This window comes from Peptococcaceae bacterium 1198_IL3148 (assembly GCA_036763105.1).
Lineage (GTDB): Bacteria > Bacillota > Desulfotomaculia > Desulfotomaculales > Desulfohalotomaculaceae > JBAIYS01.
This window is the reverse complement of sequence record JBAIYS010000003.1, coordinates 235,943-257,957: the sequence shown is the minus strand read 5'-3', so window position 1 is coordinate 257,957 and position 22,015 is coordinate 235,943. Positions and strand designations below refer to the sequence as shown.

29 protein-coding genes, 1 tRNA gene, 1 rRNA gene and 1 riboswitch are annotated in these 22,015 nt (G+C 40.5%); of the genes, 25 read left to right on the top strand and 6 right to left on the bottom strand.

Annotated features, from left to right (window positions below):
- Positions 1–132 precede the first annotated feature (132 nt).
- Positions 133–657 carry a rubrerythrin family protein gene (locus tag V6C27_05175; protein ID MEG6615819.1) on the top strand — a complete coding sequence of 175 codons (525 nt, stop codon included), beginning with the start codon at positions 133–135 and terminating at the stop codon, positions 655–657.
- 65 nt (positions 658–722) lie between these two features.
- Here the strand turns inward: V6C27_05175 and V6C27_05170 are convergent, their stop codons facing one another.
- Positions 723–875, bottom strand: coding sequence for a hypothetical protein (locus tag V6C27_05170; protein MEG6615818.1), 153 nt, complete (start codon positions 873–875; stop codon positions 723–725).
- Between the two features lie 140 nt (positions 876–1,015).
- Positions 1,016–1,117: riboswitch (purine riboswitch) on the top strand.
- Between the two features lie 226 nt (positions 1,118–1,343).
- On the opposite strand from V6C27_05170, the gene V6C27_05165 reads away from it, so the two are divergent.
- From V6C27_05165 to V6C27_05135, 7 genes are all read left to right on the top strand, one after another.
- Complete coding sequence (locus V6C27_05165; GenBank protein MEG6615817.1) at positions 1,344–2,474, top strand: BMP family ABC transporter substrate-binding protein; 1,131 nt, start codon at positions 1,344–1,346, stop codon at positions 2,472–2,474.
- 71 nt (positions 2,475–2,545) lie between these two features.
- Positions 2,546–4,075 (top strand): ABC transporter ATP-binding protein, encoded by a 1,530-nt coding sequence (locus tag V6C27_05160; protein ID MEG6615816.1) that lies wholly within the window; start codon positions 2,546–2,548, stop codon positions 4,073–4,075.
- Positions 4,072–5,172, top strand: a complete 1,101-nt coding sequence (locus V6C27_05155) for an ABC transporter permease (GenBank protein MEG6615815.1) — start codon at positions 4,072–4,074, stop codon at positions 5,170–5,172. The genes V6C27_05160 and V6C27_05155 overlap by 4 nt, the downstream gene beginning before the upstream one ends.
- Complete coding sequence (locus V6C27_05150; GenBank protein MEG6615814.1) at positions 5,157–6,089, top strand: ABC transporter permease; 933 nt, start codon at positions 5,157–5,159, stop codon at positions 6,087–6,089. Before V6C27_05155 ends, V6C27_05150 begins: the two co-directional genes overlap by 16 nt.
- A 35-nt stretch (positions 6,090–6,124) precedes the next feature.
- Positions 6,125–6,697: a xanthine phosphoribosyltransferase gene (locus V6C27_05145; GenBank protein MEG6615813.1), complete on the top strand. Its 573-nt coding sequence runs from the start codon at positions 6,125–6,127 to the stop codon at positions 6,695–6,697.
- Positions 6,698–6,823: 126 nt separating this feature from the next.
- Positions 6,824–7,525, top strand: a complete 702-nt coding sequence (locus tag V6C27_05140; protein MEG6615812.1) for a protease complex subunit PrcB family protein — start codon at positions 6,824–6,826, stop codon at positions 7,523–7,525.
- 120 nt (positions 7,526–7,645) lie between these two features.
- Positions 7,646–8,149, top strand: coding sequence for a hypothetical protein (locus V6C27_05135; protein ID MEG6615811.1), 504 nt, complete (start codon positions 7,646–7,648; stop codon positions 8,147–8,149).
- A 45-nt stretch (positions 8,150–8,194) separates the two neighbouring features.
- Here the strand turns inward: V6C27_05135 and V6C27_05130 are convergent, their stop codons facing one another.
- Positions 8,195–8,449, bottom strand: coding sequence for a DUF1540 domain-containing protein (locus tag V6C27_05130; protein MEG6615810.1), 255 nt, complete (start codon positions 8,447–8,449; stop codon positions 8,195–8,197).
- Between the two features lie 176 nt (positions 8,450–8,625).
- On the opposite strand from V6C27_05130, the gene V6C27_05125 reads away from it, so the two are divergent.
- The 4 genes from V6C27_05125 (at position 8,626) to V6C27_05110 (ending at position 9,865) form a co-directional block, all read left to right on the top strand.
- A complete protein-coding gene (locus V6C27_05125) occupies positions 8,626–8,787 on the top strand; it encodes a rubredoxin (GenBank protein MEG6615809.1) in 162 nt (53 codons plus the stop codon).
- A 57-nt stretch (positions 8,788–8,844) separates the two neighbouring features.
- A tRNA-Met gene (locus V6C27_05120) sits at positions 8,845–8,920 on the top strand.
- Positions 8,921–8,938: 18 nt separating this feature from the next.
- A 5S ribosomal RNA gene (gene rrf / locus V6C27_05115) occupies positions 8,939–9,052 on the top strand.
- Between the two features lie 123 nt (positions 9,053–9,175).
- Positions 9,176–9,865: a flavin reductase gene (locus V6C27_05110; protein ID MEG6615808.1), complete on the top strand. Its 690-nt coding sequence runs from the start codon at positions 9,176–9,178 to the stop codon at positions 9,863–9,865.
- Between the two features lie 39 nt (positions 9,866–9,904).
- On the opposite strand, the gene V6C27_05105 is transcribed toward V6C27_05110, so the two are convergent.
- On the bottom strand, positions 9,905–10,396 hold the full coding sequence (locus V6C27_05105) for a rubrerythrin family protein (GenBank protein MEG6615807.1): 492 nt from the start codon (positions 10,394–10,396) through the stop codon (positions 9,905–9,907).
- 260 nt (positions 10,397–10,656) lie between these two features.
- Between V6C27_05105 and motA the strand changes: the two genes are divergently transcribed.
- The 4 genes from motA to V6C27_05085 all read left to right on the top strand — a co-directional run bounded on the left by motA (position 10,657) and on the right by V6C27_05085 (position 13,603).
- The gene (gene motA / locus V6C27_05100; GenBank protein MEG6615806.1) at positions 10,657–11,454 is read left to right on the top strand and encodes a flagellar motor stator protein MotA; all 798 of its coding nucleotides are present in this window, start codon (positions 10,657–10,659) and stop codon (positions 11,452–11,454) included.
- Positions 11,444–12,157, top strand: coding sequence for a flagellar motor protein MotB (locus V6C27_05095; GenBank protein ID MEG6615805.1), 714 nt, complete (start codon positions 11,444–11,446; stop codon positions 12,155–12,157). The genes motA and V6C27_05095 overlap by 11 nt, the downstream gene beginning before the upstream one ends.
- Positions 12,158–12,261: 104 nt before the next feature.
- Positions 12,262–13,074: a histidinol-phosphatase gene (locus V6C27_05090; GenBank protein ID MEG6615804.1), complete on the top strand. Its 813-nt coding sequence runs from the start codon at positions 12,262–12,264 to the stop codon at positions 13,072–13,074.
- Between the two features lie 379 nt (positions 13,075–13,453).
- Positions 13,454–13,603: a DsrE family protein gene (locus tag V6C27_05085; GenBank protein MEG6615803.1), complete on the top strand. Its 150-nt coding sequence runs from the start codon at positions 13,454–13,456 to the stop codon at positions 13,601–13,603.
- 47 nt (positions 13,604–13,650) lie between these two features.
- On the opposite strand, the gene V6C27_05080 is transcribed toward V6C27_05085, so the two are convergent.
- On the bottom strand, positions 13,651–14,469 hold the full coding sequence (locus tag V6C27_05080) for a hypothetical protein (GenBank protein MEG6615802.1): 819 nt from the start codon (positions 14,467–14,469) through the stop codon (positions 13,651–13,653).
- A gap of 257 nt (positions 14,470–14,726) precedes the next feature.
- On the opposite strand from V6C27_05080, the gene V6C27_05075 reads away from it, so the two are divergent.
- The gene (locus tag V6C27_05075) at positions 14,727–16,154 is read left to right on the top strand and encodes a DEAD/DEAH box helicase (GenBank protein ID MEG6615801.1); all 1,428 of its coding nucleotides are present in this window, start codon (positions 14,727–14,729) and stop codon (positions 16,152–16,154) included.
- Between the two features lie 68 nt (positions 16,155–16,222).
- Here the strand turns inward: V6C27_05075 and V6C27_05070 are convergent, their stop codons facing one another.
- The gene (locus tag V6C27_05070; protein ID MEG6615800.1) at positions 16,223–17,182 is read right to left on the bottom strand and encodes a metallophosphoesterase; all 960 of its coding nucleotides are present in this window, start codon (positions 17,180–17,182) and stop codon (positions 16,223–16,225) included.
- Between the two features lie 438 nt (positions 17,183–17,620).
- Between V6C27_05070 and V6C27_05065 the strand changes: the two genes are divergently transcribed.
- The 8 genes from V6C27_05065 (at position 17,621) to V6C27_05030 (ending at position 21,687) form a co-directional block, all read left to right on the top strand.
- Positions 17,621–18,598 carry a bile acid:sodium symporter gene (locus tag V6C27_05065; protein ID MEG6615799.1) on the top strand — a complete coding sequence of 326 codons (978 nt, stop codon included), beginning with the start codon at positions 17,621–17,623 and terminating at the stop codon, positions 18,596–18,598.
- 242 nt (positions 18,599–18,840) lie between these two features.
- Entirely contained in the window at positions 18,841–19,227 is a 387-nt protein-coding gene (locus tag V6C27_05060) for a hypothetical protein (GenBank protein ID MEG6615798.1), read from the top strand.
- Positions 19,228–19,386: 159 nt separating this feature from the next.
- Positions 19,387–19,743 (top strand): carboxypeptidase-like regulatory domain-containing protein, encoded by a 357-nt coding sequence (locus V6C27_05055; protein MEG6615797.1) that lies wholly within the window; start codon positions 19,387–19,389, stop codon positions 19,741–19,743.
- 22 nt (positions 19,744–19,765) lie between these two features.
- Positions 19,766–20,002 (top strand): hypothetical protein, encoded by a 237-nt coding sequence (locus tag V6C27_05050; GenBank protein ID MEG6615796.1) that lies wholly within the window; start codon positions 19,766–19,768, stop codon positions 20,000–20,002.
- A 31-nt stretch (positions 20,003–20,033) separates the two neighbouring features.
- Positions 20,034–20,225 (top strand): hypothetical protein, encoded by a 192-nt coding sequence (locus V6C27_05045; GenBank protein ID MEG6615795.1) that lies wholly within the window; start codon positions 20,034–20,036, stop codon positions 20,223–20,225.
- A gap of 281 nt (positions 20,226–20,506) precedes the next feature.
- Entirely contained in the window at positions 20,507–20,953 is a 447-nt protein-coding gene (locus V6C27_05040) for a hypothetical protein (GenBank protein MEG6615794.1), read from the top strand.
- A 1-nt stretch (position 20,954) separates the two neighbouring features.
- Complete coding sequence (locus V6C27_05035) at positions 20,955–21,218, top strand: hypothetical protein (protein MEG6615793.1); 264 nt, start codon at positions 20,955–20,957, stop codon at positions 21,216–21,218.
- A 124-nt stretch (positions 21,219–21,342) separates the two neighbouring features.
- Positions 21,343–21,687 (top strand): hypothetical protein, encoded by a 345-nt coding sequence (locus tag V6C27_05030; protein MEG6615792.1) that lies wholly within the window; start codon positions 21,343–21,345, stop codon positions 21,685–21,687.
- Positions 21,688–21,826: 139 nt separating this feature from the next.
- Here the strand turns inward: V6C27_05030 and V6C27_05025 are convergent, their stop codons facing one another.
- Complete coding sequence (locus tag V6C27_05025; protein ID MEG6615791.1) at positions 21,827–21,994, bottom strand: hypothetical protein; 168 nt, start codon at positions 21,992–21,994, stop codon at positions 21,827–21,829.
- Positions 21,995–22,015: the final 21 nt, after the last annotated feature.

Below are 22,015 nucleotides of genomic sequence, written 5' to 3'. Positions count from 1 at the left end.
GGTATAAGGTTTTCTATCCATAATTATACAATGTTGAAAAATATACCCATAATGCTTGTTTTTGAAAATGTGTAATTCTAAGAAATACAGAGATATTTTAAGAAAACGTTAGATTATAGAGGGAGGTTTAAAATGGGCAAACAAACAACCGATAATCTGAAAGCAGCCTTTGCTGGGGAAAGTCAGGCCAGAAATTACTACACCTTTTGGGCTGGGGTGGCTCGTAAAGAAGGATGGCTTAAAGTTGCCGAGGTGTTTGAAGAAACCGCTAAAAACGAAAAAGAACATGCAGAACAATTACTAAAACTACTTAAAGAAATCAACAGCTCAGAAGATAATTTAAAGGCTGCTGTGGAAAAAGAAACCTATGAGTATGAAGATATGTATACAGAATTTGAAAGGGTAGCCAGAGAAGAAGGGGAACTTCAAGCGGCTGAATTATTTAAACACTTGCAATTGGTGGAAAAACACCATGCCGATAGGTTTAACAAGATGCTGTCGCTACTGAGGGATAATAGACTATTGCAAAAAGATCAATCCATCAAGTGGAAATGTCGAGAGTGTGGTTATATCCATGAGGGCAATGAGCCCCCGGAAGTTTGCCCCCTTTGTAAACACCCGAAAAAATATTATGAACCATTGGTAGAAGAATATTAATATCAACAACCCATATCCTCATTGGACATGGGTTGTTGATATTAATTATCTTCGTGGCCTGTTTGTCATTTGGTTAGGTCTAGACTGACTGTAACCGTACCAAGGCCCCCATGGGCCGTACCATGGACCATAACCATACCAAGGCCTCCAAGGACCATACCAGGGTCCATAGCCGTACCAAGGGCGTCCGTACCCTGGTCTACAGCAACCACCGCCATAATAGCCCATAATCATGCCTCCTTTATTGGTAGAATTTCTATATTATATGGGTATATTTTACAATTGTTAATGTTTTATAAAAAAGGATTGCAAGTCTTGGCAACATCTGCTAATATTGAGTTAACATCAAGATACGATATTTTAGAAATAAATAGCGTCACGTATATCCTTGGGAATATGGCCCAAGAGTCTCTACCAGGTAACCGTAAATTACCTGACTACGTGGGGAAGTGTACCTAGGGTTCCACACCAGTTTGTGGTGGTTTGGTCCGAGCGGTACAAATTAGTTATATGATTAGCTAGTTACACCGAAGGGATAAAAGCCCAGGCGGGTAGGTTTCACACGAAGTGTTGAATCCTATCCGTTTGGGTTTTTTTGTTTTTTAATAACGGTAGTAATTTTTTAAAAGGAGGGGCGAAGAAACTTCAATATTATTATTTAATTTATAATTATTTGTTTGGAGGAGATTAACGTGTTTAAGAAAAGTAAACTAATTTTGCTAGTGGCAACATTGATGGTAATGGCGCTTTTAGCAGTAGGGTGTGGTGGCGGCGAGGAAGCAGCTGACACTGCAGCGGAGCCCCAAAATGAAAAAATGAAAGTTGGCTTTATATATGTTGGGTCTCCTGGAGACGCCGGATGGACCTATTCCCAAGAAGAGGGCCGGAAGTACTTAGAAGAGCATCTTGACTATGTGGATGCCAGCTACATTATGGAGAATGTACCAGAAGGTGCCTCCAGTGAATCTTACATTCAGCAATTGGTGCAAGAGGGTTGTGAAGTTATTTTTACCACCAGCTTTGGTTACATGGATGCTACCTTGGCAGTGGCTGAGAAAAATAAAGATTTGACTTTCATGCACTGCTCAGGTTTTAAAACCAGTGACAACATGGGCAACTACTTTGGTCGCATGTACCAAGCTCGTTACTTAAGCGGTATGGTGGCAGGTCAGCATACTGAGAACAATCTGATTGGTTATGTGGCAGCGCACCCAATTCCTGAAGTTGTGCGTGGTATCAATGCCTTTACTTTGGGAGTTAAAGCGGTAAATCCAGATGCTAAAGTAAAAGTTCTGTGGACCAACACTTGGTATGACCCAGTAAAAGAGAAAGATGCCGCCAAAGCATTGTTGGATGAAGGTTGCGACGTTATTGCTCAGCACCAAGATACACCTGGGCCAATGCAAGCAGCTGAAGAAAAGGGTGTTTATGGTGTAGGTTACAACACTGATATGAGCAAGATGGCGCCTAAAGCAGTACTTACCTCTCCGGTATGGAATTGGGGTCCTTACTATGTAGAAGTAGTTGAAGCGGTTAAAAACGGAACTTGGCAGCCAGAATCCTACTGGGGTGGCTTAGAGGACGGTATTGTTGCCTTAGCACCCTATGGCCCGATGGTGTCTGAAGAAACCAAGCAATTGGTTGAAGCTAAAAAGCAAGAGATTGTTGACGGTAAGTGGGATGTGTTTACTGGTCCTATTAAAGATCAGCATGGCAATGTAAAAATAGCAGAGGGTCAAAAAATGACTGACCAAGAATTGTTAGAGTTTGACTGGTTTGTAGAAGGCGTTGAGGGAAGTATTCCTAAACAAAACTAATAAATATCGGGTCGCTGGCACCATTGGTGTCAGCGCCCATTCCATTTATTGATGATTAAGGGGCGTGCTTTATGAAAAGGAAAAATCTGGTTGAGATGATTAATATCACTAAAAGATTTCCCGGTGTAATTGCCAATGACCAAGTGAATTTAACTGTCCGGGCTGGAGAAATCCATGCGTTGTTAGGTGAGAATGGATCGGGTAAAAGCACGTTAATGTCAATATTATCGGGGTTATACCGTCCTGATGAAGGGCAAATTTTAGTAGATGGTCAACAGGTTAACTTTAAAAATCCTCGAGATGCCATTGCCGCGGGGATTGGGATGGTGCATCAGCATTTTAAGTTGGTGGATACCTTTACAGTGGCAGAAAATGTAGTTTTGGGTTCCAAGAAACTTGGATCGATATTACGCATGAAAAATGTTGAAAATCAGTTGGTAGAGATATCAGAGAGTTATGGCTTGCGCGTTGACCCTGCTGCCAAGGTATGGCAACTGTCGGTAGGTGAGAAACAGCGAGTGGAAATCGTTAAAATGCTTTATCGGGGTTCTAAATTACTAATTTTAGATGAACCCACTGCGGTTCTAACCCCCCAGGAAGCGGGAGAACTTTTTATTACATTAAAGCGAATGACCAAAGCAGGGCATGCGGTAATTATCATAACTCACAAAATGCATGAGGTTATGCAAGTGGCAGACCGCGTAACGGTATTGCGGGCTGGCAAATCCGTTGGAACTATTAATTGTAGTGATGTTACGCCTAAAAAGTTGGCTAACTTGATGATGGGTCAAGAATTTGTCAGTTTTGCTAAGCGCCAGCAAATAAAAAAAGGTGCTGCCATGTTACAAATGCAGAATATTAGTACTGCCGAATCAGGTCATAAGCCAGGCTTAAATAACATCTCTCTGTCATTGGCTGCTGGAGAAATACTGGGCATTGTTGGTATTGCAGGCAATGGTAAAAGAGAGTTAGCTGAATCGATTGTTGGTTTGCGACCGGTTACCAGCGGCAGAATTAATATAGATGGTCAAGATGTGACCAACAAAACACCAAAGGATTTAATTAATACTGCCGTTAGTTATATACCTGATGATCGCTTGGGCACAGGGTTGGTGCCGTCATTGGGTGCCATCGATAACTTAATTATGAAAAATTACCAAGGCAGCGAGCTGGGTTCGGGACTGATGATTAGCCCTAAGAAAGCCCGATTGCATGCTGAAAAACTTATTAGTGAGTTTGACGTCAAACTGGCCAGTTTACAGGCGCCGGTAAGATTGTTATCCGGCGGTAACCAACAACGTTTATTGTTGGCCAGAGAACTTTCTAGCAATCCTAAATTGGTTGTGGCTGTTTTTCCATCCAGAGGTTTGGATATTGCGGCCACCGAAACGGTACACCAGTTATTATTGGAACAGGCTGCTAAGGGCGCGGCTGTTTTGCTGATTTCTGAAGACCTAGAAGAAGTGTTTAAACTTTGTGACCGAGTGGGCGTGCTGTATCAGGGTGGCTTGATGGGTGTACTGCCAGTGAAAGAAGCAACACCGGAGCAGATCGGCTTAATGATGCTTGGTTCAACACAAATGGAGGTAAAGGTGTCATGAGTTCACCGTTTAAATTGCAAAAAAGGGCACGAACTTCAACTGTCAATACTTTTTTAATGCCAGTAATATCTGTATTAATGGCTTTAATTATTGGGGCGGCACTGTTGGCTGTTACTGGGCATGACCCAATTAAGTCATACACTGCCATGTTTAAAGGTGGTTTCGGATCATTATATGGATTGTCTGAAACAATAGTGAAATCTATTCCTTTAATGTTGTGCGCATTGGGTATTGCGCTGGCTTCTAGGATGCAGCTATGGAATATCGGTGCAGAAGGGCAACTTTATATGGGCGCATTTGGGGCCACTTGGGTGGCCCTTAGTTTTCCCGACGTATCGGCCTTTATATTGCTACCAGCTATGTGCATTGTTGGAGCCATATGTGGTGGCATTTGGGGGCTTTTGCCGGGTATTCCCCGGGCATATCTGGGAGTAAATGAGATTATCACCACGTTAATGCTAAACTATGTGGCCATATTGTGGGTTAACTACCTTGTTTTTGGACCATGGCGTGATCCTGCGGGCTTTAACTTTCCCTTAACACCAAGATTTTCTGAGAATGCCATGTTGCCTACCTTTGGGGACACAAGAATCCATGCCGGAATTATATTTGCTATCGTAATCGCCATCTTAATTCACTATGGTATTAAACACAGTCGTTGGGGTTATGAAATCCGAGTAATTGGCGAAAGTGCCTCGGCTGCCAAGTATGCCGGGATGAATATCCCTAAAAATATTGTGTTAGTGATGTTTTTAAGTGGGGCAATTTGCGGTTTGGCAGGCATGGCAGAGGTGGCTGGTTTAACGCACTTATTACAGGAAAATTTTAGCCCCGGTTATGGTTATACCGGTATCATTATTGCTTGGCTGGGCAAGTTAAATCCGGCAGCAATAATTGTTGTATCGATATTATTTGGTGGGCTAGAGGCTGGGGGATTTAGCTTGCAGAGCAGTGGTGTGCCGCTGGCTCTGGTATCGATGCTACAGGGTTTAATATTGTTTTTTGTTCTGGGCACCGAAATATTAACTCGTTACCGGATTGTATTTAACAGCAAGTCAAAAACCGCGGAGGGAAATAACCAATGGAAACAAGCCTAATTATTGCAGTTCTAGCTACAGCAGTTACTGCCGGCACACCTCTTTTATATGCATCCTTGGGAGAAATACTAACCGAACGGGCAGGAATATTAAATTTAGGTGTAGAAGGAATGATGTTGGTAGGGGCAGTTTCGGGATTTGTAGCTGCTTTAATTACTGGCAGTGCATGGGTTGGTGTGCTGATATCCTTATTGGCTGGTGGGGCATTAGCTTTAATCCATGCTATACTAACAGTCAGTTTAAAAGCTAACCAAGTGGTCAGCGGATTGGTTTTAACAATTTTTGGCACCGGTTTATCCGGTTATTTAGGAAAACCCTATGTTGGCCAACCACTGCCCAACGCTTTTAAAGCGCAAACCCTAGGGTTTTTAAGTGACATACCGATAATAGGAACCATTTTCTTTAACCAAGATGTCCTGGTTTACTTGAGCTACTTGTTAGTTCCGTTGCTTTGTTTGCTGATATATGGCACCAAGATGGGCCTAAACCTGAGAGCAGTGGGTGAGAACCCTGGTGCAGCAGATTCTTTAGGTGTGAGCGTTTCAAAAACCCGTTACATGTACACCATAATAGGGGGGATGTTGGCGGGACTTGCCGGTGCTTACTTATCGCTGGCCTATGCACCATCCTGGATGGAGAACATGACTGCTGGGCGCGGTTGGATTGCGGTGGCATTGGTTATATTTGCCCGCTGGAATCCTTTGTACGCTCTGGTTGGTGCCTATATGTTTGGTGCCATTGATGCCCTCGGATTTAGAATACAGATGCTGGACGTTCAGATTTCATCTTACTTTTTAAACATGTTGCCTTATATCTGTACAATTCTTGTTCTAATTATTTCCACCCGTCAATCACAAACCGGTGGCGTGGGGTCACCAAAGGCATTGGGTGTTGCTTATGATCGCGAGGACAGATAAACTATCTATAAATAATTGCAGAAAGAGGTATACCCATGGAACTCTTGAAAGATCGTATTTTAACTGAGGGAAAAGTTATATCGGATTCAATTTTAAAGATAGATTCCTTTTTAAACCATCAACTGGATCCATTTTTTATTAAAGAAATTGGCGATGAGTTTGCTAGATTGTTTAAAGACCAAGGAGTGACCAAAATTTTAACAGTGGAAGCATCTGGAATAGCGGTTGGACTGATGACCGGAATCGCGCTTAATGTGCCAGTGCTGTTTGCCAAGAAAAAACAAGCTTCAACCATGGATCATCGTTACTTTAGTTCCACTGTTTATTCTTTCACCAAGCAAGAGTCGGTGGAGATATTTGTTTCAAAAAATTATTTATCTGCCGGTGATCGGGTATTAATAGTAGATGATTTTTTAGCTCGCGGTGAAGCTCTAAGGGGGTTGCGCAAATTAGTGCAGCTAGCCGGCGCCCAATTGGTGGGCTGTGGCGTTGTGGTGGAAAAGGCCTTTCAAGACGGAGGCAAAGAATTGCGTGCCGAGGGTGTTCGTATCGAAGCGTTAGCCCGTATCAAAGAAATAAAAAATGGCAAAGTAGAATTTGTAGATTAAAGTACACCAGCCTTAGGCTGGTGTACTACTATATATAGGTTTATTTGTAAGGTTTTTTTTCTAATAATACTCTATGTTGGAACTTAATGCCTACAACCTTCGTCTATTAGTACGGAGGTGCAAAATATGAAAAAATATTTATCGGCCATGGCATTAGTAGGTTTGCTTTTTAGCGCATCAATAGCTTATGGTACAGATCAGCCGGTAATTGATCAAATAGATCCCCCTGCCCCAAAAATAGAAGTTGTAAATCAAGAGATAACTATGGCTGAATTTGCCACTATGTTATCCCAAGGGGTAGGTTACAAAATAGACAATAAAACAATTGATGGCGATTATTTACCCAATGAACCAATAGTGATTGCCGACGCTCTTAAAATGTGTAGTTTGGTTGTTAATCCCTTTGACGATGGCGAATTTGACACTGCGCGTTTAGCCTATGAACTGGGCTTAAAGGATGACATCAATGCGGAATTAAATGTTGATGTCTCTATAACCCGCCGAGATGCTGAAACAATGATTAGTAATTTAGTATCTCTAATAAAATTAAAACAAAATGAAAAAAATAATCTGGGTGTTAGTTATACCCTCAACCCAGTGCCAGAGGGATACAAATTAGAATTAATGTGGGGTAAGAAACCTTCTAGCGGTTATAACATAGATATAAAAGATACAAAAATAATTGGGCAAACATTATATGTGAGATATACCACCACAGAACCAAAACCTGGGGCTGCATACTTAACAGTGATAACTTACCCTGTTGATTCGGTTATCTTAGATATTAATAAGTTGCCCCAAAGAGTTGTAATGATTAACAGTGATTAACAAAGGAGCCAGCTTGCAATAGCTGGCTCAATTATTTAATATGTAGCTAAGTTAAAAGTTAACAAGCAGGAATTTTCTAAGCTGCGGCGAATACGCTATAAAACAAGGAGGTGGTAGCAAGTGACAAAAGGAGTTGTTTTCCCTGAATTTATTGGAGAATCAGATGAAGCATTGGTATTGGTGCTGCCCACCTTAAAAGAAGAGTTATCTGATTTGTTTACTAAATTTCACGCTGGGGAAGAAATAAACTATAGCTTCACTTGGGAACTACTGGAAGTTAACGACGATGACTTCTTGGTGGTGTTGGACATTGACTGGGAGGAAGGTATCGGTATTGGTATAGGCTTTGGTCCAGAAATGTGGGAAATTTTTCGCACTGTTACATCAAAACAACATATTATATTGATGTGCGACTGGGAAGTGGTAACCATGGGTGTGACCAAAAAAATTGACGAAGAAGAGTTTAAACCCCATGCCTTGCTAATTAGAGATGCTAACCGGGGTCTATGGAGATTGCTGGATCAGGCAGAAGAGCTGGAACCAAACGAAGAGCAAAAAGAAATTGTGGAGTATCTTTATGATGTACTGGGAGAAGTGCATACGCAAAAATTTTTACTTCATTAAAAACTAAAGGGGCTGTTGCAAAACTTTGCTACAGCCCCTTTTAAGCTATGATTGAATTTTGTAAGCTTTATCGGCGGTGATGTTGGGAGATCCCTTTTGAACAAAGGTTTTACAACAGGTTTCCATACAGGTTTGAGCGGGTGTGGGACTCAGTTGTAGAGCCATGTTGTGATCTACCCGGTCCGGCTGTTTGTTGCCAAAAGCATCATTAACCACAATAATTTCATTAGCTACGCATTTGTTACCCTGGGCCCAATAATGGCAGTTGTTAACAGCACAATGGATATGTTGTTGTGGCATAAAAACACCTCCTATAATCATTGTTAATAGTATGCTCCTAGATACAGAAAAAAATGGTGTGAAATATTGATTTCTATGTGTTATGCTGTTATTATTGGTAATTATTACATGTAATATCAAAAGTATTAACACTGAATAATAACATTATAATTAATAATAGGTTGGAGGTTATTGGTATGAAAAAATATCGTTGTGAGGTCTGTGACTATATCTACGACCCAGAAAAGGGTGACCCCGATGGTGGCATTGCCCCTAGCACTGCCTTTGAAGATATTCCCGATGACTGGGTTTGTCCAGTATGTGGCGTTGGCAAGGACCAATTTGTGGTGGTAGAATAATTTTTTGTTTTACCCCTTGCATAGAATAATAGTTTTTGTTATAATTATTTTTGTTGTCGCGGGGTGGAGCAGTTGGTAGCTCGTCGGGCTCATAACCCGAAGGTCGAGGGTTCAAGTCCCTCCCCCGCAACCAAAATAATTAGATAAGTTTTCTGGTGGTTTTGCCGCAGATGTTACACCCGTTCCCATGCCGAACACGGAAGTTAAGCTCTGCAGGGCCGATGGTACTTGGGTTTATCCCTGGGAGAGTAGGTTGTCGCCAGAATAATTTTTATAACCCGAGGTTTTGTCTCGGGTTATATATTTTTAATACAAAATTAATTTGCCTTTAGATAGTGATATTTGATAGTATTTGCTTATTAAATATGATTATCAAAGGAGGAAATTTATGAATAATAAAGCACTGTATAGCATTACTTATGGGTTGTATGTTGTTTGTGGAAAAAATGATGAAAACATTAATGGACAGATAGCCAATACGATGTTTCAGATTTCCTCTAACCCCGTCACTATGGCGGTGAGCATCAATAAAAATAATCTTACCCATGAATACATAATGGCTGGTCAAGCATTTACCGTTTCAGTACTGGCCCAGGATGCGCCATTGTCTTTAATTGGTCAATTTGGCTTTAAATCTGGCAGAGAACATAATAAGTTTGAGGGTATTGATTACCAAACTACCGACAACGGGTTGCCCTATATTCTAAAGAATACATTGAGCTTTATGGAGGCTAAAGTAATACAAACGGTTGATGTCGGCACCCACACCATCTTTATCGGCGAAATGACAGATGCTGAAGTGCTTAACACTGGTGCTCCAATGACATACGCGTATTATCACCAATTAAAGGGCGGCAGTGCTAAAGAACCAATAAAAAGTACACCGCCGAAAGATGAAACATTGCCAAAGCAGTCAAACGATAAAGTGTATCGCTGTCAAGTATGTGGTTACGAATATAACCCCAGTCAAGGTGATGCTGAACATGGGATTGAGCCAGGTACTGCATTTGAGGATCTACCGGATGATTGGACTTGCCCAATTTGTGGTGTGGGCAAAGATGAGTTTGAACAGATATAAAAAAACGCCCAGCGGGCGTTTTTTTATTGTTAATTTATACTAACCTACATTTTTAAAGCTACTTCCTTTAGCGCCACAAATTGGACATTTTTCTGGCGCTTCTTTTTCATGAATGTAGCCACATACCGGGCACAGGTAATAATCCATATCCTCGTTACTGTCCAAAACAGCCAAAGCTTTTTGATATAAATCTGCATGCACCTTTTCCGCCTCATTGGCAAAATTAAAGGCCCTTTTAGCTTGATTGTTGCCTTCGGCCTCTGCTGTTTTGATAAAGTCGGGGTACATATTGGTAAACTCATAGGTTTCACCAGCAATGGCGGATTTTAGGTTTTCTGCGGTGGATTTAATTTCACCCAAAGCCTTTAGTTCTGCCAATGCGTGAATGGCTTCTGCCTCAGCTGCGGCGCGAAACAATTTTGCGGCAGCGGTGTATCCTTCTTCTTGGGCTTTGGCAGCAAAGGCGAGGTATTTACGATTTGCTTGGGATTCCCCTGCAAAGGCATCTTTTAAATTTTTTTCTGTGTTCATTAAATAACCTCCTGAAAACATGTAATATTTTTATATTTAAACATTGTATAGCAATATTTTAGCCGATACAGTGATTAAATATTAAACAATTCTTAAGAAGGTTAAAATCTTGTCGATAATAAAATTAGTACCTGCAATTATAATCATGATATATTTATAACATTGTTAATTTATCAACTAATATTTAAGAAGGAAAATGTCACTTAATATCGAAACAATTAAAGGTCATAAAATGTAAAGAAGAGGTGTAATGTAAATTAATGGAAAAATCCACATTTATCGGACTGGTTTTGGGATTGATTGCTGTAGGACTAGGTATGGTGTTAAAAGGTGCAAGTTTAACGGTGCTATGGAACCCGGCAGCGATATTAATTATTTTTGTGGGTACCGCAGCAACTTTATTTATGGGTTTCCCTTTAAAAGAGTTAAAAAAATTCCCTACCTTAATTAAGCTGATTTTTACAGAGCAGAAATTAATGCCTAAAACTGAACTAATTGCGCTATTTGTTAATTTGGCAACCATTACCCGCAGAGAGGGTCTATTGGCTTTGGACAATCACTTGGAAAATGTAGAAGATGAGTTTTTAAAAAGTGGTGTCCAAATGATTATTGATGGCAGTGACATAGAATTTGTAAAAAACGTAATGCTGGAGGAAATAGAGGCCATAGAAGAACGCCATCGCGCTGGCGCGTTGATATTTAGTCAAGCTGGTACCTATGCACCCACACTGGGGGTGTTAGGGGCGGTGGTGGGTTTAATCGCTGCCCTGGGCAATTTGAGTGACATTGATGTCTTGGGCCATTCCATCGCAGCTGCCTTTGTGGCCACATTAATGGGTATTTTTTCTGGTTATGTGTTATGGCATCCCATTGCCAATAAATTAAAACGATTATCCAGTAGAGAAATGGAACTTAAACACATTATGGTGGAAGGTGTTGTGGCCATCGGTTCGGGTATTTCCCCCATTGCTTTAGAACAATATCTAATGGTATATCTCTCCCAGGAAGAACGTGCTAACGCCAACATCCAAAAGGAGGGAGCAGGTGATGACCAGTAGACAAAAAAAGAAACGCAATGAAGACCATATGGATGAAACATGGCTGGTTCCCTACTCTGACATACTAACGTTATTGCTGGCATTGTTTATTGTGTTATTTGCTTCCAGCACGGTGGATGCGCAAAAATATAACTCCATGCGGGAAGCTATGAGCGCTGCTTTTCATACCGGAACTAGGGTGGTGAATTTGGATCCTGAACCGGACACCACTGTTGAAAGGTTGCATCAAACCACCAATGACTTGCAATTAGAACAACTTAAAAGACAAATTGATAAATACATAGAAGAGAACAATCTATCCACTGAATTAGAAACTGGCTTAAAAAATAATTTTCTCACTTTGACTATCCGGGACAGAGCATTATTTGATTCGGGCAGTGCTGAGATAAAACAGGAATTTGTTAAAACCATTGTTTCCATTGGGCATATGTTGGAACAATATAACCAGTATGAGGTTGTTATTAAGGGACATACCGATAACGTTCCCATTAATACTAGACAATTCGAATCCAACTGGGACCTTAGCTCCGAAAGAGCCCTTAATTTTATGAAACTGATATTACAGAATAAAAACCTTGATCCTAGACGATTTAGCGCCATCGGTTATGGAGAGTATCGCCCCATTGAGTCCAATGACACTGCAGAAGGGCGCACCAAGAACCGCAGAGTAGAAGTTACCATTCAGAAATGGAGTGCAGAATAACTTAAGGGGCTGTTGCAAAAAGTTACTTGGCGGGTCGGCATGAAACCGATCCCTATAGTGGGTTTTGCAACAGCCCCTTCCAACTATTGTGTAGGGAGGAAGAAATGCTAACCGATTATCATATTCATGTTGAAAAAGGGCCATATACTGTAGAATGGCTACAGAAATTTTATCATCAAGTGCAGCGCTTAGGCATTGGGGACTGGGGCATATCAGAGCACGCCTATAGGTTTAAAGAAACCCGGGCCATTTTTTATAATCAATGGGTAGGGCAAAGGCAAACCGAACGGATGCAGGATTACCTGACGATGATTAACTCAGCTAGAAAACATGGTATAAATGTTAAATTTGGTATCGAAGTAGACTATTTTCCTGGTAAAGAAAAGGAAATTGCCGCCTTTATTAATAACTACCCCTTTGATTATGTAATTGGTTCGGTACATTGGATAGATGATTGGGGCTTTGATCTCACCGAGATGATTGCAGAGTGGGATAAACGCAAGGTGGAATCAGTTTGGCAGGCGTATTTTGACCGCATAGTATGTTTGGCGGAGAGCAAGCTCTTTGATATTGCCGGACACTTGGATCTGGCTAAAATATATAACTATGTTCCTGATAATCAAGAATTTTTGCATCGGCAGTATCAAAGGGTAGCCAAAGCGCTGGCCCAAAACAACCTTTGTATTGAAATAAGTACTGCTGGTTTAAGAAAACCAGTGAGAGAAATCTATCCTCACCCGCAACTGCTACAGGTATGTCAACAGCAAAAAATTCCCATTGTCATTAACTCAGATGCCCATTGTCCTGAAGATGTAGGGGCCAGTTATAATCAAGCTTTGGCCCTGGCCCGGCAGGTTGGTTATACTGAAATCCAGGTGTTTACCGCCAGAAAGTCAAAGGCCTATCCTTTAGGCTAAGGGGCGTTTAAAATGACAGATAAAAGGATTAACTGTCAAAATTGCAGATACTATTATGTGACCTGGGATAAGAGATTTCCCAAGGGCTGTAAAGCCTATAGTGTTAAAACCCAATATATCCCTTCGGTAATAGTATTTCGTTCCACTGGAAAACGTTGTGCTTGTTATACACCCAAAAAATAATGGATCTCAATATAATCAACATTTCCCCAAGGGATTTTAGACTGATTGTCAAATTCTATATAGATTAATAAAATCTATGAAGGGTGGAAGTGAAAATGGCAAAATACCTTTTTGTGCTTAGTCGTGGGTTAGAAGATCCTGTGCGGGCAACGCGCACTTTTCAGTTTGCTAAGGTGGCAAAGGTTATTTAGACTTCCTGCAACAGAACAATGTCACCTTTTATGTATGTACTCCCTGTGCTCGAATTCGTCAATTAGATGACGGCAATATGATTGAGGGGGCACAACTGGGAACTGCTGCTCAGCTAATTGATTTGGCAGCAGATGCTAAAGTATTTACATTTTAAACTGCTATAAACCGCTGTTCTTAAAAGAGCAGCGGTTTTGCACCTAATTACACCTCAAACCTCACCCAATGACAATCACGCATGTTACCCTTTGGTGTCCAAGTGGTAAATCTAACCCGACCGCGGATGCCGGCGGGCAACCAAACGGTATTATCCTTAATATTGCCATATCTTGAAATTATTTCCCAAAGGACAGCCTTCTCGTTTTTACTCATGCCCAGTGCATGTCCTTGAATGTGATTATCGGTTCCCACCAGTAAGTACCCATCGTTTTGTTTGTAACCAAGAACGTTTACTACTACTTCATGGTAATTTTTAATCTTAATCCAAGAATGGGAGCGCTTAAATTCATATTTACTGTCCTTTTTTTTAGCCACCATACCTTCCAGTTGATGATCTATTATTGCTTGCCATAAGGTTAACCCATCAGTGTCCACCCAATCGATCTTGCTGATGGTATCACTATCCTTAAGGGTGTCGCTTAATATAGCTTTTCTTTCGATTAATGGCATTTCTGCAGTTGATTTGCCGTCATGCCAAATAATATCCCAAGCGATATAATAGGCAGGATTTTTAACAGCCATTGAAATGGCTTTTTTAGCACCAGCGATGTAACGTGCCATTACACCTTCAAAATTAGGTTTACCACCGGATAATACAGTAATTTCGCCATCAAAAATTGCTTCTTTGGCCATGGTTGATGGCGTCAGTAGCTCGGGAAAAGCGTAGCTACAGTCGCGACCATTTCGGCTTTGCAACCGTACCTGACCGCGCTGGTAAAACATAATACATCTAATGCCGTCAACCTTCCATTCAAATATATGTTCCGCTGAATCAAAGGGTTCTTTGGCTGTATCCAGCAGCATTGGTCTAATTGGAAAAGAAAACATTTGACCACCTCAAAGGTATTATGGCGCCATTAATATAAAGGTATAAGTGTAAGAGTGTAAGTAATCATGGTGATAAATTACCAATTCATTTACTTTTTTCCAACTGCGTGTTATGATAATTTGGCCTTGATTAATAAAATAATCGAAAAAAGGGCATATTCTGAATAACTAGAATAACTGCCCTTTTTAGAGTTATAATCCGATGTAAACTATGTTAAAAGGAGATAAGAAATTTGGTTACATTTCAAGAATTAGGACTTCACCCATTGGTGCTGCAAGCAGTTAGCAATATGGGCTTTGAAGAAACAACCCCCATTCAGGAACTTACTATCCCATCAGCAATGCAGGGTAAAGATTTGATTGGACAGGCTCAAACCGGTACTGGTAAAACAGCAGCCTATGGTATTCCACTGATTGAACGAATCGATCCAAACCAACAGCAAATTCAAGCACTGGTTTTAACACCAACCAGAGAATTGGCAGTACAAGTAGCAGAGGAACTAAATAAAATTGGTCAATATAAACGAGTGCGAGCGCTGCCAATCTATGGTGGTCAAGATATAAATCGACAAATTAAAGCATTAAAGTTGCGACCTGGTATTATTGTGGCTACACCCGGTCGGCTGATGGACCATATGAGAAGAAAAACCATCCGTACCCAAGCTATCCAAGCAGTTGTACTTGATGAAGCGGATGAAATGTTGAACATGGGCTTTATAGAGGACATAGAATTAATTCTGCAAGAAGTGCCTTCGGAACGCCAAACTATGTTGTTTTCAGCCACCATGCCGAAACCAATTCAGGCGTTGGCCGCCAGATTTATGACTAACCCAAAACTGTTTTCTGTAAAAGCAAAGGAAGTTACTGTACCAAATATCGAACAAGAATACATAGAGCTACCCGAACGACAAAAATTTGATGTACTTTGTCGTTTGCTTGACATTCAATCACCTGATTTAGCCATTGTATTTGGCAGAACTAAGCGGCGGGTGGATGAGCTTAGTGAGGCTTTGAGCAAGCGGGGCTATGCTGTTGAAGGTATTCACGGTGACTTAAATCAGGGCAGAAGAAACAGTGTCCTCAATAAATTTAAAGAAGGCTTAGTGGAGGTGTTGGTGGCCACCGATGTTGCAGCCCGGGGGTTAGATATCAGTGGGGTTACCCATGTTTACAACTTCGACATTCCTCAAGATCCAGAAAGTTATGTACACCGCATTGGTCGTACCGGCCGAGCCGGCAAAAAGGGATTAGCAATAACCTTTGTTACGCCGCGAGAAATGAGTCACCTAAGAACCATTGAGAGTCTTACCAGACGGAAAATGAAACGCAGACCAATCCCATCATTAACTGAAACGGTAGCCGGTTTACAACGCATGACGGTGGAAAAACTATTGGCAGTATTAGAAGAAGGACAATACAAAGCATATAAAACCATGGCCGAAGAACTGTTGGAAGAACATGATTCTGTAGCCCTAATCGCTGCTGCCTTAAAAATGTTAACTAAGGAACCGGACAATAGTGAAATTAAACTTACCGAAGAGCCGCCGGTAAGAGTTAAAAAGCAACCATGGGGTAATAAAAACAAAAACCGTTCGATAAGGGGTAAAAAGGGATATAGTAATTCCAAGGGCTATAGAGCCAATAAAGGTCGTGCAAAATAAAAGCGAGGGTAATCCGCGCTTTTATTTTGAATAAATTTATTTTAAAACCATATTTCACTACCAATGAGTTATTGAATAACGGTAAAGGCATCTATTTCTCTGTTATTGATATCGTACACTGTAAAATTAGCCCTGGCACCTGCCACTTCCACTGTTAAATAATGATAGACTGCGGCAGGGCCGACCACTACGTTCCTATCATCACGGACATAATTATTTAATTGGCCACCAGCACCCCCCAGGGTCAGTTGCAGCGTTTTGTTTTGATACTCACCAAAGGAATCGTCCACCACTCTGCGGTTGTAGTTATGCTCGTGACCATTAAATACTGCCGTAACGTCATATTTATCTATTAATTCCCAAAAGGTATCCCGTTGCTCGGGGTTAGCATCCAGTGACTGTTGGTAATGAGCACCAATGGGATAAGCCGGCACATGTAGCATCACAAAATTGTGGGTTTTATTGCTGGATGCTAGCGTTTTTTCTAACCAGGCCAATTGTTTATCATCCAATATGTAACGGCGTTTCTGGTCGACGCGATCGGAGTTTAATACGATAAAACGCGAGTTGTTGTAGTCAAAATAGTAAACAGTTCTTTGATATCCTGGCAGTTGATTGTTCGGTAAATGGCCAAAGGCGCTGCTAAAGGCAGCTTGGTCATGTTCATGATTGCCCATTGCAGGAAAAACTCGTTTAATTGGATAGTAATCATCCACAATGTCTTTCCAGCGGGCCAGTGGTTGTTTGATATTGCCTTCGCCCCATACCATATCTCCAGCAAATAATATAAAGTTAGGTTCAGTTGTCGATGCTGTTATTTCTGTCAATAATTGACGAAAGCGGCGCTCGTTGATTTGATTATTAATGGCGTTGCCTTGGCTATCACTCATTACCACAAAGCTGAATGATGGGCTACTTAGAGACTCTGGCTGGTAGTAATTACTGTTAAGGAAAGTGACAACGATTAACAGAGTGGCCAGTACCAATAAAGCCATCAATCTTTTTTTCTTTAATACAATAAACCGCATAAACTCCCCCCTTTTTTTACATATATATTTGGGCAATTGACAAAAATGAAATTAATGTCACCGACTATTTACAGGTTTTAATTGGTGTGCTATAATAAACTAATTATTAAGAAGGGGGGGCGAAAAATGTCAAAAGATTTAATTAACCAAATACTTGAAGATATTGGGTTGGAAAAGATCAACCACAATGAAAAAGAACAAGATCAAGATCAAAGCTAAAGAAATCGAAGGTGGAAATAACCCAATCACCTTCGATTTCTTTGTTTTTATATATATTATTAACTTTGTTTTACCGCTGCACATACAAGTCTACATTACTGCTTTGTACTGGTGTTGATACACAAATAACCTCTAAGCTACATTTGACATTATTGCTAGTTAGTTATATAATTTCACTGCATCCCTAGGAGATGAATATGATAAAGGTGATTTTATATGTTGAAAAAGTTGTTTTTATTACCGTCTAGGAAACTCTCTGTTACTATTCCCATAGTGTTGCTGGTGGGATTTATCACTGGCTTATTTGTTGAAACCACTCCATTGAAAAAACATATTTTACTGGTGACTGTTTTGATGATTTACCCAACGATGATAGGGTTTAAATTAAAAGAGATTGCTAATTTTTCTCATGGCAAGTTAATACTAACGGCTATGGGCATTAACTTTATTGTTATTCCTGCGGTGGCTTATTTACTGGGAACTACATTTTTATTGGCGGATCCACAGCTATTTGCTGGGTTAGCAATTGCGGCACTGCTGCCCACTGCCAATATGACCATTGCCTATACAATGATGGCCAAAGGAAATGTAGCAGCGGCGATTAAACTGACAGTGACTGGTTTGATATTGGGTTCGTTGCTGGCCCCTTGGTATTTATTGGTGATGGTGGGTCAATATATTCATATTGACATTTTGGCAACCCTAAAAACTATCCTAATGGTAATTATGCTACCGCTAGTATTGGGCATAACAACTTATTCTTTATTATTGCGTAAAATGACAGAGGAAGAATTTAGAAAGAGTGTTAAACCATTTTTACCGGCAGCCAGTGCTTGGGGAATGGTTTATATCATTTTTACCAGCATCAGCATGAATGCCCAGCGCATAATAGATAGTATGAATATATTTGTAGTGGCATTCATGGTACAAATATTGTTTTATGCCATCAATTATTTAATCTCCATCAGCGTTGGTCGGTTGTTTTTTAATCAATCTGATGCCTACGCCTTGGTTCTTGGTACATCTTTAAGAAACCTGTCCACCGCCATTGGTTTGGCGGTATCGTCCTTTGGTGCCAATGCCGCTCTAATGGTTTCGCTGGCTTTTCTTATCCAGGGCCAGGCAGCGGCAATGTTTATCTCGCTAAACACCAAATATCACTTTTTATCCAGCGTACATCAACTGAAGGCAAAGTAACTAGTTCCTATTGTCATGCCATTTTATATAAACCTCTATAATTGAAAAAGCCCGAGAAGATATCTTTTTTATGTATCCTCTCGGGCTTTTATCTCTTTGTTACAGGGCATAAAAGGTATCAAGTTTTGTCTAACGACCAAGCTGATAAGAATATAATAAAACATATGACACCTACTGGCAAATGATTACGTATTATGGCATTGAGTATGCATCTTTGAATATAATAAAGGGAGGCTTGTTTTATGGGTATAGCTTTTAGAACCGATAGTGTTTTAGGTGTTACTGTTGCAGCACAACAACAGGTTATGGTTGATGATTTATTTGTCGGCCAATTTGAATGGGTCTGTGGTGCAGTGCAAGGTCAAGTTTTTTGCAATACTTCTGATCCCGAAAATCCAACACCTTTGCCATGTGCATTGGTTAAAGCGGTTGAAGTGGTAGAGGACGGTGCAACGCCTAATGAATTCTTAGGTATCACTGACGAAAATGGTTTTTACGCCATCTGTGTACCACCGGGAACCTATGACATTATGGTACTTTGCTGTGACACAGATTGCTGTGAACCGGTTGAGTGTGGTTGTGGGTGCGGTTGCGACAATGGTAACGGCGACGATAACGGTGAAGGATAACTCTAAAAGTATGGGTGTTAACGGGTGTCTGTTAACACCCTTTTTAGTTTGCAGAAATCTTTGCTATTTTATATCTTTTAGTAACAAATTTTGTCAATGTAGAATATTTTATAGTAACTGTGCTTAAAACAACATAGATTGATTGAAGGAGGAGCTAAAATGGGTAAAGCCTTTACCACCGACCTAGAGTTTGTTAAAGTCGGTAAACAAGAACAAGTGTGCACCTCACTGTTGGTGGGAAGACATAAATTAAAGTGTGGCATCCTGTCCGGTTTTGTATTTTGTGATACCGCCCCTGAAACACCACCGGTATCTGGAGTGTTGGTTAAAGCTGTCAATTTGGATACCGGCAAAGACTACCTGGGCATGACCGATGATGAAGGTTTTTATGCTATATGCGTACCAGCAGGCAAATATATGTTGTTTCCACTTTGGTGTGACCAAGACTGCTTTCAACCTGTCCCCTGCAAAAAAACAAAATGTGAGGAACCGAAAAAGAAGACCTGCCGAGAATAGTTAGTGAATGGGAGGTGAAATAATGGACCAGCCCAGAGCATCAAAATTAAGTCAATTGGACACTCGGTGTACCTATAAACCAGATCAATTGCCCCGTGACTTAAATTTAAACCAACTTAAAATACTAAAGGCCAAACAAACAAGAAACGGTAAAGCCGTTATGTTAAATCCACAGCGGGTTGTGGTGGGAAAATCCGGTGGAAAGGTACAGTTGGATTTGGTGACAGAGGATCCAAATCCAAAAAAGACTAAAGGGTAGGGAATTTTTTTATTCTCAACTTCAGCCTAACTTGGGAAATATTGGTATGTCTGACCCATGCACCCTGCGGGATTTTATTTGTTGGGCAGTCAAAGGTTATCCAGCTGAGCACTATTTATTAATTTTAGTAGAGTACGGGGTTGGCATGGTGGGGATGATGTCGGAGTACGCCACATGTTGCCCAAAGGTTATGAGTATTCCTGGCATTAAAACCGCTTTGTAATAAAAAGCGACAACGGAGATAAACTCTTTGTTGTCGCTTTTTTGTGATGGACATTCTATGCTAACGCTTTAAATAAGATAACAATTTTATGCGGAGACTGGTGCATAATTTGGTTATAATGGAAGGTATTTTCTTTACTGACATTTTTCACCAAATTAATAACTGGTACATAGTATATCAATAGTAAAACATTACATTAATTTCCCTAGAAGGGAGGGAATTATTGGCTAATTATAAACAGCCTTAATTGACTAATTCCCAAATAACAAGGAGGAATATTTATGAAGAGTAAATTAGTGTCACCGAATGCTATTTTTGATGACGGTGCCTCGGTAGACAAAGTACAACAAGAAATAGAACAGGAGGCCAAAAATAACTCCAGCCAGGCTAACCGTAGCAAAAAGGGAAGTGCCATTGCAGTTGCCATTGATTGCGAGAGTTATGCGGTGGTTACCAGCGATGTCTTCCAGACTAACGAGGCCGTGCAGGTAATTGATCAGTTCCATATTCCCATTAATGCCAATGTAGATGATGTTGCTGGTTTATTTAATGGCATTCCGTTATTGTCTCAAATGGGTAGCAGTTTAAAAGTAGAGAATGATAATGAAGGTAATTTAATAGTTAATGGCAGAAAAATTCCCGCTGCTAAACTAGGCCAGGGTTTAAACACCATTACTGTTGGTCAACAAAGAAGTAGTCAAAATAACACCTCAGAAGGAGGTAAATAATATGGATGACAAAAAAATGGACAAAAATTTCTTTGATGGACTTGAAATTGATGACCTACTAAAGGCTGATCAGGAAATTGAACAAGAGGCCACAAACAACAGCGACCAATTTAATGATAGCGAAATGGGCGACGCCATTGCTATTGCCATTGATCAAAGTTTTGCCAGTGTAACCGCATCTGTAACTCAAAATAATATCATTACCCAAGTTATTGAAAATACGCAATTTATCGCGCTCAATATCAATGCTGATTTAGCTGACTAGTGCTAACCAAAACCCGTGATTCAAGATGCAATCACGGGTTTTTTATTTTATTGGCAATATTCACCAAAACAATACTTTATCATACTATATTTTAAATAGCCTTTTACCTAAGGGAGAGATTAATGTGAAAAAAGAATTAAATAACAGTGTGGATGCCGGACAATGCCAAGCCCGTAACTCTGCAGTGCAAGGGGATTCCCGGGCCATTGCCACCGGTGATGGAGCAAAAGCTGTTGTCTATCAGACAATTGTGCAATTGTTCATGTTAAGCCCAGGTTACGTTGGTGCAGTTAAAGTTGAGGACTTAGGCAAGTTAATTAATGTGGTGCTGGATAAAGAGGGTAACCTAACTATCAATGGCGTTAAAGTGCATACCGATGCAGCGGAGAATGAGGCGAAAATGGTTGTGCTTTGCCAAAGGGACATTCAGCAGGCGGAGGATTCAAATGTAAATGTAGGTGACGCATAGCATTAAAGGGAATGTTTAAGGACATTCCCTTTAATTGTGTTTAAAAAAGTAGAGATTCTTCGTTCAGTTCAGAGTGACAAATGGTGATTACCTGTCATTCTGAGTGCTGGCGAAGAATCCCTATAGTTAAAAAATGTAATTATTTGCTACGATTGTTAAATTTCTTAGCAGTTGCTCCCATTTCTGCTACAAATTCATCAACTGCTTTTTTGATTGCTTCCCCTTTATTTTCTTGTTGGATTGCTTCCATAAGTTTTTCTTTAAAAGCGTCTGCGATAGGGGTAAATGGAGTTTGCTTTTTGGCCATAAAGTGCACACTCTCCTTTTT

What these genes read in the sequence shown, in the direction of transcription:
- V6C27_05175 (MEG6615819.1), top strand. Translation starts at nt 133, where the DNA reads ATGGGCAAACAAACAACCGATAATCTGAAAGCAGCCTTTGCTGGGGAA.
- V6C27_05170 (MEG6615818.1), bottom strand. Translation starts at nt 875, where the DNA reads ATGGCGGTGGTTGCTGTAGACCAGGGTACGGACGCCCTTGGTACGGCT.
- V6C27_05160 (MEG6615816.1), top strand. Translation starts at nt 2,546, where the DNA reads ATGAAAAGGAAAAATCTGGTTGAGATGATTAATATCACTAAAAGATTT.
- V6C27_05155 (MEG6615815.1), top strand. Translation starts at nt 4,072, where the DNA reads ATGAGTTCACCGTTTAAATTGCAAAAAAGGGCACGAACTTCAACTGTC.
- V6C27_05150 (MEG6615814.1), top strand. Translation starts at nt 5,157, where the DNA reads ATGGAAACAAGCCTAATTATTGCAGTTCTAGCTACAGCAGTTACTGCC.
- V6C27_05145 (MEG6615813.1), top strand. Translation starts at nt 6,125, where the DNA reads ATGGAACTCTTGAAAGATCGTATTTTAACTGAGGGAAAAGTTATATCG.
- V6C27_05140 (MEG6615812.1), top strand. Translation starts at nt 6,824, where the DNA reads ATGAAAAAATATTTATCGGCCATGGCATTAGTAGGTTTGCTTTTTAGC.
- V6C27_05130 (MEG6615810.1), bottom strand. Translation starts at nt 8,449, where the DNA reads ATGCCACAACAACATATCCATTGTGCTGTTAACAACTGCCATTATTGG.
- V6C27_05125 (MEG6615809.1), top strand. Translation starts at nt 8,626, where the DNA reads ATGAAAAAATATCGTTGTGAGGTCTGTGACTATATCTACGACCCAGAA.
- V6C27_05110 (MEG6615808.1), top strand. Translation starts at nt 9,176, where the DNA reads ATGAATAATAAAGCACTGTATAGCATTACTTATGGGTTGTATGTTGTT.
- V6C27_05105 (MEG6615807.1), bottom strand. Translation starts at nt 10,396, where the DNA reads ATGAACACAGAAAAAAATTTAAAAGATGCCTTTGCAGGGGAATCCCAA.
- motA (MEG6615806.1), top strand. Translation starts at nt 10,657, where the DNA reads ATGGAAAAATCCACATTTATCGGACTGGTTTTGGGATTGATTGCTGTA.
- V6C27_05095 (MEG6615805.1), top strand. Translation starts at nt 11,444, where the DNA reads ATGACCAGTAGACAAAAAAAGAAACGCAATGAAGACCATATGGATGAA.
- V6C27_05090 (MEG6615804.1), top strand. Translation starts at nt 12,262, where the DNA reads ATGCTAACCGATTATCATATTCATGTTGAAAAAGGGCCATATACTGTA.
- V6C27_05080 (MEG6615802.1), bottom strand. Translation starts at nt 14,469, where the DNA reads ATGCTGCTGGATACAGCCAAAGAACCCTTTGATTCAGCGGAACATATA.
- V6C27_05070 (MEG6615800.1), bottom strand. Translation starts at nt 17,182, where the DNA reads ATGCGGTTTATTGTATTAAAGAAAAAAAGATTGATGGCTTTATTGGTA.
- V6C27_05060 (MEG6615798.1), top strand. Translation starts at nt 18,841, where the DNA reads ATGGGTATAGCTTTTAGAACCGATAGTGTTTTAGGTGTTACTGTTGCA.
- V6C27_05055 (MEG6615797.1), top strand. Translation starts at nt 19,387, where the DNA reads ATGGGTAAAGCCTTTACCACCGACCTAGAGTTTGTTAAAGTCGGTAAA.
- V6C27_05050 (MEG6615796.1), top strand. Translation starts at nt 19,766, where the DNA reads ATGGACCAGCCCAGAGCATCAAAATTAAGTCAATTGGACACTCGGTGT.
- V6C27_05040 (MEG6615794.1), top strand. Translation starts at nt 20,507, where the DNA reads ATGAAGAGTAAATTAGTGTCACCGAATGCTATTTTTGATGACGGTGCC.
- V6C27_05035 (MEG6615793.1), top strand. Translation starts at nt 20,955, where the DNA reads ATGGATGACAAAAAAATGGACAAAAATTTCTTTGATGGACTTGAAATT.
- V6C27_05025 (MEG6615791.1), bottom strand. Translation starts at nt 21,994, where the DNA reads ATGGCCAAAAAGCAAACTCCATTTACCCCTATCGCAGACGCTTTTAAA.